This window comes from Roseicyclus salinarum (genome assembly GCF_029624655.1).
GTDB classification, from domain to species: Bacteria; Pseudomonadota; Alphaproteobacteria; order Rhodobacterales; family Rhodobacteraceae; genus Roseibacterium; species Roseibacterium salinarum.
Window position 1 is genome coordinate 35,001 of record NZ_JARRSA010000019.1, and the last position, 14,071, is coordinate 49,071.

Annotated in this window: 15 protein-coding genes and 1 tRNA gene (1 of these 16 running past the window's edge); 7 read left to right on the forward strand and 9 right to left on the reverse strand. The window is 69.1% G+C overall.

The window, feature by feature from the left end:
• Together msrQ and msrP are read right to left on the reverse strand one after the other, a co-directional pair.
• A protein-coding gene (msrQ, locus tag P6F26_RS13185) for a protein-methionine-sulfoxide reductase heme-binding subunit MsrQ (RefSeq protein ID WP_430736746.1) crosses the window boundary here: on the reverse strand, positions 1–284 show its start. 355 nt of this gene lie to the left of the window's left edge; only the first 284 of its 639 coding nucleotides appear in the window; the start codon lies at positions 282–284; the stop codon falls past the left edge of the window.
• Positions 285–286: 2 nt separating this feature from the next.
• A complete protein-coding gene (msrP, locus tag P6F26_RS13190; RefSeq protein ID WP_278029152.1) occupies positions 287–1,198 on the reverse strand; it encodes a protein-methionine-sulfoxide reductase catalytic subunit MsrP in 912 nt (303 codons plus the stop codon).
• Positions 1,199–1,584: 386 nt separating this feature from the next.
• On the opposite strand from msrP, the gene P6F26_RS13195 reads away from it, so the two are divergent.
• A complete protein-coding gene (locus tag P6F26_RS13195; protein ID WP_430736747.1) occupies positions 1,585–2,061 on the forward strand; it encodes a fasciclin domain-containing protein in 477 nt (158 codons plus the stop codon).
• Positions 2,062–2,271: 210 nt separating this feature from the next.
• Positions 2,272–2,961 carry an alpha/beta fold hydrolase gene (locus tag P6F26_RS13200; protein WP_278029153.1) on the forward strand — a complete coding sequence of 230 codons (690 nt, stop codon included), beginning with the start codon at positions 2,272–2,274 and terminating at the stop codon, positions 2,959–2,961.
• Positions 2,962–3,025: 64 nt separating this feature from the next.
• Here the strand turns inward: P6F26_RS13200 and clpB are convergent, their stop codons facing one another.
• The 3 genes from clpB to P6F26_RS13215 all read right to left on the reverse strand — a co-directional run bounded on the left by clpB (position 3,026) and on the right by P6F26_RS13215 (position 6,520).
• Positions 3,026–5,641 carry an ATP-dependent chaperone ClpB gene (gene clpB, locus P6F26_RS13205; protein ID WP_278029154.1) on the reverse strand — a complete coding sequence of 872 codons (2,616 nt, stop codon included), beginning with the start codon at positions 5,639–5,641 and terminating at the stop codon, positions 3,026–3,028.
• 123 nt (positions 5,642–5,764) lie between these two features.
• Entirely contained in the window at positions 5,765–6,208 is a 444-nt protein-coding gene (locus P6F26_RS13210) for a hypothetical protein (RefSeq protein WP_278029155.1), read from the reverse strand.
• 30 nt (positions 6,209–6,238) lie between these two features.
• Complete coding sequence (locus P6F26_RS13215) at positions 6,239–6,520, reverse strand: hypothetical protein (protein WP_278029156.1); 282 nt, start codon at positions 6,518–6,520, stop codon at positions 6,239–6,241.
• A 472-nt stretch (positions 6,521–6,992) separates the two neighbouring features.
• On the opposite strand from P6F26_RS13215, the gene pyrF reads away from it, so the two are divergent.
• Complete coding sequence (pyrF, locus tag P6F26_RS13220) at positions 6,993–7,682, forward strand: orotidine-5'-phosphate decarboxylase (protein ID WP_278029157.1); 690 nt, start codon at positions 6,993–6,995, stop codon at positions 7,680–7,682.
• A 51-nt stretch (positions 7,683–7,733) separates the two neighbouring features.
• Here the strand turns inward: pyrF and P6F26_RS13225 are convergent, their stop codons facing one another.
• Together P6F26_RS13225 and P6F26_RS13230 are read right to left on the reverse strand one after the other, a co-directional pair.
• Complete coding sequence (locus P6F26_RS13225; protein ID WP_278029158.1) at positions 7,734–8,018, reverse strand: NfeD family protein; 285 nt, start codon at positions 8,016–8,018, stop codon at positions 7,734–7,736.
• A complete protein-coding gene (locus P6F26_RS13230; protein ID WP_278029159.1) occupies positions 8,018–8,905 on the reverse strand; it encodes an SPFH domain-containing protein in 888 nt (295 codons plus the stop codon). The genes P6F26_RS13225 and P6F26_RS13230 overlap by 1 nt, the downstream gene beginning before the upstream one ends.
• A gap of 228 nt (positions 8,906–9,133) precedes the next feature.
• On the opposite strand from P6F26_RS13230, the gene P6F26_RS13235 reads away from it, so the two are divergent.
• Together P6F26_RS13235 and P6F26_RS13240 are read left to right on the forward strand one after the other, a co-directional pair.
• Entirely contained in the window at positions 9,134–9,673 is a 540-nt protein-coding gene (locus P6F26_RS13235; RefSeq protein WP_278029160.1) for a VPLPA-CTERM sorting domain-containing protein, read from the forward strand.
• 61 nt (positions 9,674–9,734) lie between these two features.
• The gene (locus P6F26_RS13240) at positions 9,735–10,988 is read left to right on the forward strand and encodes a DNA polymerase IV (protein WP_278029162.1); all 1,254 of its coding nucleotides are present in this window, start codon (positions 9,735–9,737) and stop codon (positions 10,986–10,988) included.
• Positions 10,989–11,051: 63 nt separating this feature from the next.
• On the opposite strand, the gene P6F26_RS13245 is transcribed toward P6F26_RS13240, so the two are convergent.
• Positions 11,052–11,909, reverse strand: a complete 858-nt coding sequence (locus tag P6F26_RS13245; protein ID WP_278029163.1) for an N-formylglutamate amidohydrolase — start codon at positions 11,907–11,909, stop codon at positions 11,052–11,054.
• 180 nt (positions 11,910–12,089) lie between these two features.
• Here P6F26_RS13245 and P6F26_RS13250 point away from each other — a divergent pair.
• A tRNA-Val gene (locus tag P6F26_RS13250) sits at positions 12,090–12,164 on the forward strand.
• A 95-nt stretch (positions 12,165–12,259) separates the two neighbouring features.
• Positions 12,260–12,385, forward strand: coding sequence for a type B 50S ribosomal protein L36 (gene ykgO / locus P6F26_RS13255; RefSeq protein WP_012177066.1), 126 nt, complete (start codon positions 12,260–12,262; stop codon positions 12,383–12,385).
• Positions 12,386–12,488: 103 nt separating this feature from the next.
• On the opposite strand, the gene P6F26_RS13260 is transcribed toward ykgO, so the two are convergent.
• Positions 12,489–14,066, reverse strand: coding sequence for a peptidoglycan-binding domain-containing protein (locus P6F26_RS13260; RefSeq protein WP_278029164.1), 1,578 nt, complete (start codon positions 14,064–14,066; stop codon positions 12,489–12,491).
• Between the last annotated feature and the right edge of the window lie 5 nt (positions 14,067–14,071).

Sequence of the window (14,071 nt, forward strand, 5' to 3'; positions counted from 1 at the left end):
ACGCCGATGGCCCGCCGGTGCGGCATGAGGTTCAGTCCGAGATGCCGGCGCAGCGGCGTCACCGCGAGCCCTGCAACGAGCAGGTTGATCGCCAGTTCGCCATAGCGGTGTTCGAGCTCGGTGATCGGCTCGGGCCCGAGGCCGCCGGTCAGCGCCAGCCAGAACAGCCACGCGCCCCATGCAGCCCCGGCGACATAGAGCACCCATGCCGGCACCTTCCTGAGCGCGCCGTTCAGCGCCTGCAGCATCTCGGGGCGCGCGGGGAGTCTGTCGGACACGGCCATGATCAGTGGTTCTCGATCAGGTCCATGCCCTCGTAGAGCGATGCGACCTCTTCCTCGTAACCGTTGAACATCAGCGTCGGGATGTTCCGGGCAAACAGGCCGCCGCCCACCCGGCGCTCGAACTCCTGGCTCCAGCGCGGATGCGACCGGTTCGGGTTCACGTTTGAATAGAACCCGTATTCGCGCGCGGAATAGGTGTTCCACGCCGTGGGCGGCTGATCCTCGACCAGGCTGATGCGCACGATCGACTTGATGGACTTGTAGCCGTACTTCCACGGCACCACGAGGCGGATTGGCGCTCCGTTCTGGTTCGGGATCTTCTCGCCATAGATCCCGGTCGCGAGAATCGTCAGCGGATGCATCGCCTCGTCGAGTCGCAGCCCCTCCTTGTAAGGCCAGTCGAGGATCGGCGTGCGCAGGCCCGGCATCTCCTCGGGACGCATCGCGGTCTCGAAGGCGACGTAGCGCGCGCGGTCCTGAACGCCGACGCGCTCCAGAAGGTCGGCCAGCTCGAAGCCGTTCCACGGCACGACCATCGACCACCGCTCGACGCAGCGCAGGCGATAGATCCGCTCCTCGATCGTCTGTCCGCCGACGATGTCCTCGAAGGAATAAGTGCCTGGGTTGTCCACGAGGCCGTCGATCTCGATGCTCCACGGCTCGGTCGTCAGCATGTGGGCGTTCTCGGCGGGATCGTCCTTGCCGGTGCCGAACTCGTAGAAGTTGTTGTAGGTCGTGATCTCTTCCCACGAATTGGGCGTGAGATCGCGCGCATCCTGCGCAGCGGCGCCGCCCCCCAGAGTCCCGGCGGCGAACAGCGTGCCTGCGCCGGACATCAGCTGCCGGCGATTGAGATAGACCTCCCTCGGGGTGACGTCGTCCCAGGTCAGGTCGGATGTGTATCGGTGGGCCATTCGGAAGCTCCCGTATGCGTGCATGGTTATAATGTGCGTCTTTTTCGCCCGACGCCCACCCCCGAAGCCGCGATCTCACGCAAGTGTTTGCCCTGCGTGTGCATGGACGGAGGCAAGCCGGAACCGCCTGCGGCGCCCGCGGTCGGCAGAAGTCACGATGCGAGGGCAGGACTTGTTTCGCGCCGCGCCGCTCACACGACCTCAACTCGATTCACGCAGCGTTGATTGGAAATCGGCCGGCGCCGGCGCTTAGCGAACGGATGCGGCCGGTCAAGGGGCGAGGCAGCTTTCCGCTTGTCTTGAAAAACACGCCGCTGCCGACACCTCCCGTGGCGACGAGGCGCCGGAAACGCGCTTCGTGCAAAACCAACTCAGGAGATCAAGAAATGCGCAACTTCATGATGACCCTCGCGGCCACCACCGCGCTTTCCGCCCCCGCATTCGCCGACAGCCACGGCATGAACATCGTCGAGACCGCCGTCGGCGCCGGCAACTTCACCACGCTCGTCGCAGCCGTCGAGGCAGCCGGCCTCGTCGAGACGCTGTCGGGCGAAGGTCCGTTCACCGTCTTCGCGCCGACCGACGAAGCGTTCGCAGCCCTGCCCGAGGGCACCGTGGAGGGTCTTCTCGAGGATCCCGAGGCGTTGGCCGCCGTCCTCACCTACCACGTCGTGCCGGGCGCCGTGATGTCGGGCGACCTGTCCGACGGCATGACCGCGACCACGGTCAACGGGGCCGATGTCACCATCTCGATCGACATGGGCACGGTCATGGTCAACGAGGCGACCGTTACGGCCGCCGACATCGAGGCGACGAACGGTGTGATCCACGTCATCGACAGCGTGATCCTGCCGCCGATGTAAGATCGGGTGCGGTCCGGGCGAGGCGCCCGGACCGCCTGATCCCGTCGTCCCGGTGGTGAGCGGCGCGCACCCGCCCCCAGCGATCGCGAGGTGGTCCGCTCCAGGTCACGGACGGGAAAGCACCGCCCCGCGTTCCGATGCGGGGCGGTTTTCGTTGCCGCAGGGACCGCGGGCCTCTAACCTCGGGCCATGGAAGCTGCGCCCGAACGCATGACCATGACGGCAAGCGACGGCACGGAGATCAGCTATCTTGCCGCGGGCCGGGGCCCGGCCGTCTTCCTCCTTCACGGCTTCGCGTCGGCCGCCATGTCGTGGTGGACGATCGGCGCCGCGCAGCGCCTCGCCCGGCGCGGCCGCGTCATCGCCCCCGACATCCGCGGCCATGGCGAAAGCGACAAGCCCACCGACGCGTCTTTCTACGGAAACCGCCTGCTGGCCGACCTCGCCGAGCTTCTGGATCACGAGGGCGAGGACACCGTGGACGTCGCGGGCTTCTCGATGGGCGCCGAGATCGGCCTCGCCTTCGCCGTCCGGTATCCGCACCGCGTGCTCAGCCTGACCCTTGCGGGGTCCGGGTGGTCGCCCGAGGGGATCGTCGCGGAATACCGAAAGTGGTTCGAGATCCTTGCGCCTGCGTCCGACACGCCCGACGCGCTTGCCGCGCTGATCGAGGGAGTGCCGGACCTGACCGGCCTCAGCGAGGAGGACGTGGCGGGCATCGACGTGCCGCTGCACGGCATCATCGGCGAGCACGACGACGAACGCCGCTGGATGGAGCGAATCGCGGAGGCCCGCCCGAACTTCACGCCCCACGTCCTGCCGGGCGTCGATCACATGGGGACGTGGCGGAGCCCGGACTTTCCCGGTCTTCTGGCCGGCGTCGTGACCGGGGACGAATGAAAAAGGCCCGGGGAAGCGCGCGCTTCCCCGGGCCGGTTTCCTTCGAACGGCGCGGCCTCGCCGCTCAGTGAACCACGGCGTGATCGGGCTTGGGCCGGTTCGATTCCGAGACGCGGTCGCCGACGATCAGCCCATCGGCTCCCGCCCTGACAGACACCGCGTCGCCGTCCTTCACGTCGCCCGCCAGCATCATCTCGGCCAGCGGATCCTGCAGCGAGCGCTGGATCACCCGCTTCAGCGGCCGCGCGCCAAAGACCGGGTCGTAGCCTTCGTCCGCAAGCCATGCCAGCGCGCTCTCGTCCAGCTCCAGCGCGATCTTGCGCTGCGCCAGCCGCCGTTCGAGGCGGGCGAGCTGGATCTTCACGATGCCGTTCATGTCCTCGCGGCCGAGGCGGTCGAACACGATCATGTCGTCCAGCCGGTTGAGGAACTCGGGCCGGAAATGCGCCCGGACCGCGTCCATCACGTTGCGCTTGGCCTGCGCGGCATCCGCGCCTTCGGGAAGCTGGCTCAACGCCTGGCTGCCGAGGTTCGAGGTCAGCACGATGATCGTCTGCTTGAAATCGACCCTGCGCCCCTGCCCATCGGTCAGGATGCCGTCGTCAAGGACCTGCAGCAGCACGTTGAAGACCTCCGGGTGCGCCTTCTCGACCTCGTCGAAGAGGATCACCTGGTAGGGCCTGCGCCGCACGGCCTCGGTCAGGACGCCGCCCTCGTCATAGCCGACATAGCCCGGAGGCGCACCGATGAGCCGGGCGACCGAGTGCTTCTCCATGAACTCGCTCATGTCGATGCGCACCATCGCCTGGTCGTCGTCGAAGAGATACTCGGCCAGGGCCTTCGTGAGCTCGGTCTTGCCGACGCCGGTCGGCCCGAGGAACAGGAACGAGCCCAGCGGCCGGTTCTCGTCCTGCAGGCCCGCACGGGCACGGCGCACGGCGCGCGAGACGGCGCTCACGGCCTGCGGCTGGCCAACGACGCGGCGGCCGAGCTCTTCCTCCATGCGCAGAAGCTTCTCGCGCTCGCCTTCCAGCATCCGCGACATCGGGATGCCGGTCCAGCGCTCGACCACGGCGGCGATCTGTTCGGGGCGCACGGCCTCCTCGACCATCACGTCGTCGTCCTGCACCTCGGCCGCCGCCAGCTCCTTCTCCAGCTGCGGGATCACACCGTAGGACAGCTCACCCGCCTTCGCGAGGTCGCCGCTGCGCTTGGCCTGCTCCAGTTCCGCGCGCGCATGGTCGAGCCGTTCCTTCAGGGTTCGCGTCGCATCCAGCTTGTCACGCTCGGACTGCCACTTGGCCGTCATCTCCGAGGATTGCTCCTGCAGGTCCGAAAGCTCCTTCTCGAGCTTATCGAGCCGGTCCCTCGAGGCCTGGTCGTCTTCCTTCTTCAGCGCCTCGGCCTCGATCTGCATCTGCAGGATCTGCCGGTCCAGCGCGTCGAGCTCTTCGGGCTTGCTGTCCACTTCCATCCGCAGCCGCGAGGCGGCCTCGTCCACGAGGTCGATCGCCTTGTCGGGCAGGAAGCGGTCGGTGATGTAGCGGTGCGACAGCGTCGCCGCTGCGACCAGCGCCGCGTCGGAGATGCGCACGCCGTGGTGCAGCTCGTACTTCTCCTTGATGCCGCGCAGGATCGAGACGGTGTCCTCTTCGCTCGGCTCCTCGACCATCAAGGGCTGGAACCGCCGCGCCAGCGCCGCGTCCTTCTCGACATACTTGCGGTATTCGTCGAGCGTGGTGGCGCCGACGCAGTGCAGCTCTCCGCGCGCGAGCGCCGGCTTGATGAGGTTGGCCGCGTCCATCGCGCCGTCGGTCTTGCCCGCGCCGACCAGCACATGCATCTCGTCGATGAACAGGATGATCTCTCCGGCCGCGGCCGTGATCTCGGACAGGATCGCCTTCAGCCGTTCCTCGAACTCGCCGCGGTATTTCGCGCCCGCGATCAGCGCGCCCATGTCAAGCGCCATCAGCTTCTTGTTGCGCAGGCTTTCGGGCACGTCGCCGTCCACGATGCGCAGCGCGAGACCCTCGGCGATCGCGGTCTTGCCGACGCCAGGCTCGCCGATGAGGACGGGGTTGTTCTTGGTGCGGCGGCTGAGGACCTGCATCGCGCGGCGGATTTCCTCGTCACGGCCGATGATCGGGTCGATCTTGCCCTCGCGCGCCGCCTCGGTCAGGTCGCGGGCGTATTTCTTGAGCGCGTCATAGCTTTCCTCGGCGCCCGCTGAATCCGCCGTGCGGCCCTTGCGCAGATCGTTGATCGCGGCGTTCAGGGCCTGCGCGTTCACCGCGCCCGCATCCAGCGCGTCCTTCGCGCCCGACTTCACCATCGCCAGCGCGGTCAGGATCCGCTCGACCGCCACGAAACTGTCGCCAGCCTTCTTCGCCAGCTTTTCCGCCTCGCCCAGAACCTTGACGGTCTGCCCGTCGAGGTAGAGTTGCCCGGCGTCGCCCGTGACCTTGGGCATCTTCGCAAGCGCGGCGTCCAGCGCCTCGCGCACCCGTCCGGGCGCGCCGCCCGCGCGGGAAATCAGGCTTGTCGCCATGCCCTGATCGTCGTCCAGAAGGGCCTTCAGCAGATGCTCGGGAACCAGCTTCTGATGATCTTCACGCTGCGCGATGGTCTGCGCGGCCTGAAGGAAACCGCGTGCGCGGTCGGTGAACTTTTCGAAGTCCATCACTCGTCTCCTCTTGCAAGCGCCCGCTGCTGCGTCCACCCGGCCTTGCGGCATGGACACGTTCGGGCCTCGCCAGAGGATATGGGAACGGGGCGCGCAGCCTGCAAGCGACCGCGGGCCGCGTCACTGGCCGTCGGTCTGCTCCTGCCCCGCGCCGTCGCCGGGCACGGTCATCCGCGTCTCGTCCGCGATGTCGGGAAGGATTGCCTCGTCCTCGCCCATCGGCGCAAGCTCCGCGGCGGAGGGTTCGGGCGCAGGGCCGCCCTCGCCCTGCAGAAGAGCGGGCACGTTGTCGGCGTTGATGGTCCGGTCGAGAACGTCGTCGGAAAGGGTTCCGCCGGTCAGGCCGCCCCCCTCCATGTCCGCAGGCCCGTCGGGAAGCGAGCCCGCGCCGGTGGGCCGCTGTGCGCGCGCCTCCTCGGGCACGGCATCCTCGCCCCGCAGGTAATCGGCCTCGGCAAGCAGAAGCGCGAGCCCGATGGCGAGGATCACGCCGGCGGCGACCACGAGGCCGATCACCGGGGACCGCGACAGGGCTGCGGGGCGTCTTTGAGGTTGGTGTGGCATGGGTGCTTTCGGGGCGGGACCGGACGGGCGCTAGGCCCAGAGAAGACTGGCGGCCACGATGACGGCCGCGACCACCAGCACGAGGCCGATCGCCGGCGCTATCCGGCGCGGCGGACGGTCGCCATTGGCGGCCTGCATGGCGCCTCGATGCGCGGTCTGTCCAGAAAGGCCAGGCCGCTCGCCCGGCGCGGGCCGATTACGCCTCGGGTCGACGCCATGCGTCGGGTCGTCGGCGCGCGCCTCGCGCGGCGGCTCGGGCGTTTCGCCAGTCCGCGGGTCGCGGGCGCGCCGTGGGATGTTGTCTTCGGGCATGGAACACCTCCTGCAGCGGGTCGGGTCCGCCTGTGTCAAAGGATCAACGCCGCGGCCCCGGCCCTGTTCCGGCAAAACCCGCACCGTCCCGCCGCGCACGGCGATCGCACGGGTCGGCCAGCTTCCGCCGATCGGCCCCGCCGCCAGATTCTTGCCAGTTTCCCGACATCCGCCCGCCGCGAAGCAGGCGTCTGCTTCGGCCCAAGGCGCCACGAAAGGCGTCATGTAATAAAGGAGAGGAAACATGAGGCACATGAGGCATACGATCATCGTCACCAGCATTCTCCTCGGCATGTCGGGGGCCATCGCGCTTGCGAGCCCGGACGCCCCTGCCGAGGGCCAGTCCGCGCCGGTCATCCTCCGGCACTGAAAGACGGCGCGGCCCGGGGCACGGGTGCCCGGGGCCGCGCGCGGCGCTTGACTACGCCGCACCCGGACGCGACACACGCCTCGCAACAAGTGGAGTGTCCCGATGTCCGATGACCGCCTGATCGTCGCCCTCGACGTGCCCAACGCGCTACAGGGTCTCGCGCTTGCGGACCGCATCGGCGACGCGGTGTCGTTCTACAAGATCGGCCTGGGGATGCTGACCGGCGGCGGCTTTGCGCTCGCCAACGAACTCAAGGCCGAGCGCGGCAAGCGCATCTTCCTCGACATGAAGCTGTTCGACATCTCGGCAACGATCGAGGTGGCGGTGCGCGGTCTCGCGCAATACGACCTCGATTTCCTGACGGTGCAGGGCGACCCGCACGTCGTGCGCGCCGCGAAGGAGGGCGCGGCGGGAAGCGGCCTCCGCATCCTCGCCGTGACGGTCCTGACCTCGCTTGACCGGAGCGATCTGGACGCGGCCCTCATCCGCGACGGCGACATGGACGAGATCGTCGCCGCCCGCGCCGCCCGCGCCTTCGAGGCCGGGGCCGACGGCGTGATCGCCTCGCCGCACGAGGCCGCCATGATCCGCGCGATGCCCCAGGCCGATGGCCGGCTCATCGTGACGCCGGGCGTTCGTCCAGAGGGAGCGGACAGGGGCGACCAGAAGCGGGTGGCGACCCCGTCCGAGGCGATCCGCGCCGGCGCCGATCACATCGTGGTCGGACGCCCGGTCTGGCAGGCCGAGGATCCGAGTGGCGCGGCCCGCGCGATCCTTGACACGCTGCCCTGACCGGTCGGCGAAAGGCCCCGCAGCAGGTCCGCGGCGCCATCCCGCGCCGGCTCAGTCCTCGTTGATATCACGCTCGAAGGTCTTCACCTGGCCGCGGTAGACGCCCAGCCAGCGCCGCAGCCCCAGCCAGGACACGAGCGAGACGATCGCGAAGACCAGCAGCAGGACGGGCACCGAAGCGCCCAGCCAGACCGCGAGCGGACCGCCCACAAGCAGCAGAAGCGCGATTGCGCCCGCGCCGATGGCGAAGCCCAGGAGCACGAAGGAGGGCAGGATCACCTCGCCCACCGCAAGCGCGATGGCAGCCACGCCCCAGACCCACCATTCGCCCCACATCAGCCGCGCCCCTTCAGCATCTGGAAGGCCTTGCCGAAGGCGTCCACGGCGTCGGCCGGCACGATCACCGTCTGCGTGCCCTGCCCTTGCGCGACCTTGCCGATCGCCTTCACCTGCTCCAGCGCGATGTTGTATTGCACCGCCTCGAGCCCGCCCTTCGCGATGGCCTCGGCGACCACGGCCGTCGCATAGGCCTCGGCGTCGGCGGAGACGCGCCGCGCCTCCGCCTCCTGCCGGGCGGCGTAAAGCTCGCCGTCCGCCTGCAGTTCCACCGCGCGCTTCTGGCCCTCGGCCCGCGTCACCGCCGCGCGCCGCTCGCGCTCGGCGTTCAGCTGCTGCAGCATGGCGTCCCGTGTCGCCTGGTCGAGGTTCACATCGAGGATCTCGGCCCGCGTCACCTCGATCCCCCAGTTGTCGACCGCGTCCTCCACCTGCGCCTTGATCGTCGCGATCAGCGTCGAGCGGTTCGACTGCACCTCGTCCAGTTCCATCTTGCCGATCTCGGCGCGCACGATGCCGGCCACGGTCGTGGCGATGGCCCCGTCCACGTCACGGATCCGGTAGACGGTCTTTTCGGGCTCGAGGATGCGGTAGAAGACGCTCGTGTCGATCTGCACGAGCACGTTGTCGGCGGTGATCGCGTCCTGGCTGGCGTTGGGCAGCTGCCGCTCGAGGATCGACACCTTGTGCGCCACCCGGTCGAGGAATGGCACGATGAAGTTGATGCCCGGCCCCAGCACGCTCTTGAGACGCCCGAAGCGTTCCACGACGTGCTGCTCGGATTGCGGCACGATCCGGATCGCAAGGAAGATGCAGAGGATGATGAATAGCGCGAGCAGCAGCACCACGAGGTTGCCGCCAAGAAGCTCGCCGATGATCTGGTCCATGATCGTACTCGTCTGTTGGGGTAACGGTTTATGCGCGGGGGTATGCGCGCCGAGCGGGGCCAAAGCTAGGCGAAAATCGGACGGGAAGTCGCGGGGAATTCAGGCGATCCCTCCCCCTCGCGAAGGGGTGCGGGCCCCGGGCCCCCGGGCAGGGTCTGCATTTGATAGGTTTGACGTCCGTGGCTAGCGTCAACCATCTGCTTTGGGGGCACAAAAATGAAATAGATATTGGCTGTCGCGGCGTTTCTTCTGCCGGCTGGATCCGCCGCCGCATCTTCGCTGAGCTTCAGCTTCAGCTTCACGGAATTCAACATGCCCGGCACGCCCTTGATCACGGGAGTTGTCTCCGGGCTGACGGACGACGCCACGTCGGCGGCGACAGGATTCGAGATCACCTCGATCTCCGACCCGTCGCTCTATTCGGCCGGAACGATCGGCGCCTTCGCGGATGGCGGGCTCAACGCCTGGACCGTGTCGGGCGGAAGCATCGTATCCGCGGCATTCTTCGGGACGCGCGACACCGATGGCAACGGCTCGGTCGAAGAAACCATATACTTCGCCACCGAGGATCTGGGCGGCGGCCCCGTCGTGCGTGCCAGCTTCCTGAGCTTCACCCTCGCCCAGCCGACGCCCAACCTCGCTCCGGTCGTCTCCTTCGCACCTCCGGCCGCGGTCCCGCTGCCTGCGGGGGCGTGGCTCCTGCTGTCGTCGCTTGGCGCTATAGCCCTGCTGCGGCGCAGGCGCGGCGTCCCGACCGCTCCGGCCTGACGTCGGAACCCGCTCGCGCAAACCGCTTCCGCGGCGGCGAGGACATCACTATGGTCCCGCCATGCCCGCCTTCTGCCGCGACTGCCTGACCCCCTTCCGGACCGGCCCCCGCTGCCCGGCCTGTGGCAGTCCGCGCGTGACGTCGCACCCCGAACTCTTCGACCTCTCCATCGCGCACATGGATTGCGATGCCTTCTACGCCTCCGTGGAAAAGCGCGACAACCCCGAGCTGCGCGACAAGCCCGTCATCATCGGCGGCGGGCGTCGCGGCGTCGTCTCCACCGCCTGCTACATCGCGAGGATCAAGGGCGTCCGCTCCGCCATGCCGATGTTCAAGGCGCTGAAGCTCTGCCCCGAAGCCGTCGTCGTGAAAGGCCGCATGGAGGTCTACGCCGAGGTCAGCCGCCAGATCCGCGCCATGATGGAGGAAATGACGCCCGCCATCGAACCCCTCTCCCTCGACGAGGCCTTCCTCGACCTCTCCGGCACCGCGCGCCTCCACGGCCAGCCGCCCGCCATCCTGCTCGCCCGCCTCGTGCGCCGCATGAAGGCCGAGCTCGGCATCACCGGCTCCGTCGGGCTGTCCCACAACAAGTTCCTCGCCAAGATGGCCTCGGACATGGACAAGCCGCAGGGCTTTTCCGTGATCGGCCGCGCCGAGACGCTCGACCTCCTCGCGGGCAAACCCGTCGGCGTGATCTGGGGCCTCGGCGAGGCCGGGCAGCGCGCGCTCTCCGAGGCGGGCATCCGCACCATCGCCGATCTGCGCCGCTGGGACCGCGACGCGCTGATCCGCCGCTTCGGCAGCCAGGGGATGCGCCTCTTCGCCCTTGCCCGGGGCGAGGACGGCCGCCGCGTGTCGACGGACCGCGCCGTCAAGAGCATATCCAACGAGACGACCTTCTCCGAGGATGTCTCCAACGCCGGCATCCTCGACGGGCATATCTGGCGTCTCGCCGAGAAGCTGGCGGACAGGGCAAAGGCGAAGGACCTCGCCGGCCGCACCGTGACGCTCAAGCTGAAGCGCGACGATTTCCGCCTCGTCACCCGCCGCACCACGCTGCCCGACGGGACCCAGACGGCCGACCGCATCTACCGCACCGCGCGGGGCCTCTTCGACCGCGTGGAGCATCCGCGCCCCTACCGGCTGATCGGCGTCGGCATCTCCGACCTCGTTTCCGCCGGCGACGCCGACCGCGAGGGCGACCTCCTCGACCCGACCGCGGGCGCGCGCCTCGCCGCCGAACGCGCGACCGACCGTATCCGTGCCCGGTACGGCCCCGACGCGATCCTGAAGGGCCGCGCCCTGCGCTGAGCCGCCTTCATCCTTGCCGAAAACTCCGGGGGGAGGCCCGCAAGGGCCGGGGGGCAGAGCCCCCTACTCGGCCGCCAGCGGCATCGCGCCGGGCGTCGCCGCGATGGCGCGCGCCAGCACCGAGGTCACGATCCTGCGGACGGAATCGAAATTGCCGTTGGGCCGGATCATCCGCTCGTTCATGTAGAGCGATCTGTCGATCTCGATCTGCACCGCGTGCCAGCCTCGGGACGGGCGGCCGTAGCGCTGCGCCACGAAGGCGCCGGCGAAGGGCGCGTTGCGGCTGACCGCGAGGCCCTCGTCGAGGAACGCCGCCTCGATGGCGTCCACGAGGTCGCCGCGCGCCGAGGCGCCGAAACGGTCGCCCAGCACGACCTCGGGCCGGCGCGTGCCGGGGCGCACCACGCTGTCGAGCGCCTCGTGCGGCATGGAGTGGAAATCGAGAACCGTCGCCTCGCCGAAACGCCCGTGCGCGTCCCGCATCAGCGTGTCGAGCTGGTCGTGATAGGGATGCCAGACCTGAGCGATGCGCTCGCCGGCCTCCTCGCGGGACAGCTTGCCGCGATAGATCGCCCGGCCGTTCGCGACCACCCTTGGAATGACGCCGAGACCCGAGCTGATCCGCGGCGTCTGCGCGACGCGGCCCACGCCGTCGATGACCCCTGGGTCGAGTTCGTCCGGACTGCGGTTGAGGTCGATGTAGGCGCGCGGGAATTCAGCCGCCAGAAGCGGCGCGCCGAGCCGCGGCGCGGCCTCCACCAGCATGTCCATGAAGGCGTCCTCGGACGAGCGGATGCTGCGCTCGTCCAACATGCTCTGACGCAGGAAGCTTCGCGGATAGTGCCGCCCGGAATGCGGCGACGCCACGACGACAGAAGCTGTCGTCTCCGGCGGGCTGACAAGGGTGTAGGCCGGGTGCATCGGCACTCCTCGACGGGCGGTCACGGGGAACATATAGCGGGATTTCGCGCGGAGCCAAAAGCCCTTGAACCCCGTATCGACTCCTTTTATAGACCGCTCACCCATGCGGCGGGCTGCGGCACGGGACGCGCTGCCGTTTCGGAAGGGCGTTCCATGTCTGGCCGAAAGCGCGGGTCAATCGGGCGGTTAGCTCAGCGGTAGAGCACTACGTTGACATCGTAGGGGTCACTGGTTCGATCCCAGTACCGCCCACCATTCTCGCTTCCTTCGGGAACCGGGGCCTCGCCGGTCCGAAGGGACCAGAACGAATTCGAAGGCGCATCGCCGCGCCGCGACGAAGGAGATGACCCATGAAGGTCAAGAACTCGCTCCGCTCGCTCAAGCAGCGCCATCGCGATTGCCGCGTCGTGCGCCGCAAGGGCCGGGTCTACGTGATCAACAAGACGCAGCGCCGGTTCAAGGCCCGCCAGGGCTGAGCCGGACGCCACGTCCACGTCCCCAGGACAAATTGAAAAAGGCCGCTCGGATCGAGCGGCCTTTTCCTTTTTCGCCGTCTCGTTCAGCCCGGCCCGGTCCGCCTCAGCGCAGGATCTCTCCGAGGCTTCCGGCCAGAAGCAGCGCAAGCATGGACTGGTCGAGGTAGCCCGAGGCGGGGATCCCGCGATCCTCCTGGTAGTCGCGGATCGCCGCGCGGGTGTCGGCGTCGAACGTCCCGTCGACACGGCCCGGATCGAGGCCGAGGCGCGCCAGCCTCTGCTCCACCAGAAGCCGCGTGATCGACGGAAGGTTCATCGCCGCCTCCCGCGCCTGCGCCTCGCCGCCCGCGTCGGGGACGCCACCGCCCTGCAGCTCGCGGATTCGCGCCCGCGCCTCGGCGGCCTGGCGGCTGTCGGGCCAGTCCTCCACGAAGCGGCGATAGCCCTGAACCGTGTCGGCCTCGCGCGCACGGTCCCATGCGTCTCGCGACAGCGCGCTGCGCGCCTCCTCGGCGAACAGGCCATCGGGATACCGCGCGAGGTAGTCGCGCATCCCCTCGAGGCTTCGGCCCGCGCCGGTGGCCTCCCACCAGGCTCGGTCCTCCCGTTCTCCTGCGCGGCGCTCCTCCGCGAGGACGGCCTCGCGGATCTCGCCCTCCCGGCGCAGCGTCTCGACCTGCCGCCCGGTCAGGAAGCCCGACGCCGGCAGGCCCCGGTCGGTCTGCCAGGCGGCGATCGCCCGGCGTGTCGCCGGACCGAAGATACCGTCGACGCCCCGCGTGTCGTGGCCAAGGATGGTGAGATAGCCCTGCACCTCCCGCCGTTCCCCCAGCGTCAGGTCGAGGTCCGCCTCCTGCGCCTCGGGGCCTCGGGACGGCGGTGCCGCAAGGCGCGCCCGCGCACGTTCCGCGAAATCGCCGCGCGGAAACCGGTCGAGATAGACGCGGTAGGCCTCGGGCGTTCCGAGCGAATCCACGGCCCGCCACAGCGCGAGATCCTCGTCGGGAATGGCGGGCCCCGCCTCCTGCGTCCGGGGAAAGTAGGAGATCGCCGAGGACAGGAACCCGGTCGCCTGCAACTCGGGGGACGCGCCCAGCGCTGCGGGCAGGTCCTCCCCCGGCGTCAGAAGCGGCCCCGCCACGAACCGGGCCACCGCATCGGGCGGCCCCGCGACGACGGTGACGCCCTGCGGCGGCTCGACCCGGCCGATCCCCACCCGAAGGCCGGACCCCGCGCGCACCCCGTCGCCACCGGAGGCGAGCGCCACGACCGCGCGCCCCGGCGCCGAGGCCGCGACCTCCAGCAGTCCGGACACCTCGACACCCGCGCGCGATACCGTCGCAAGATCGGGCGTGCCCGCATCGCTGCCCAGAAGCCAGCTTTCAGATCCGCCGCGCACGAAGTGCCCGCCGGCCACGATCAGGACGCGCTCGTCCTCGGCCGCCTCCAGAAGCCGCGACAACCCCGCGCGCAGGTCCTCGGCGGACCCGTTGCGCACGAGGATCACGTCGAAGCCGGCCCGCGCAAGATCGTCCTCCAACCGGGGCAGCGCGCGCATGCCCCGCAGGTTCGCTGCCGCCGCATAGCGTTCGTTCGACAAGATGAGGGCCGTGTCGGCCGATGCCACCTGCGGCGCCCCGATGCACAGGAGCAGGAACAGGGTAATGATGAAGCGGATCATGGACG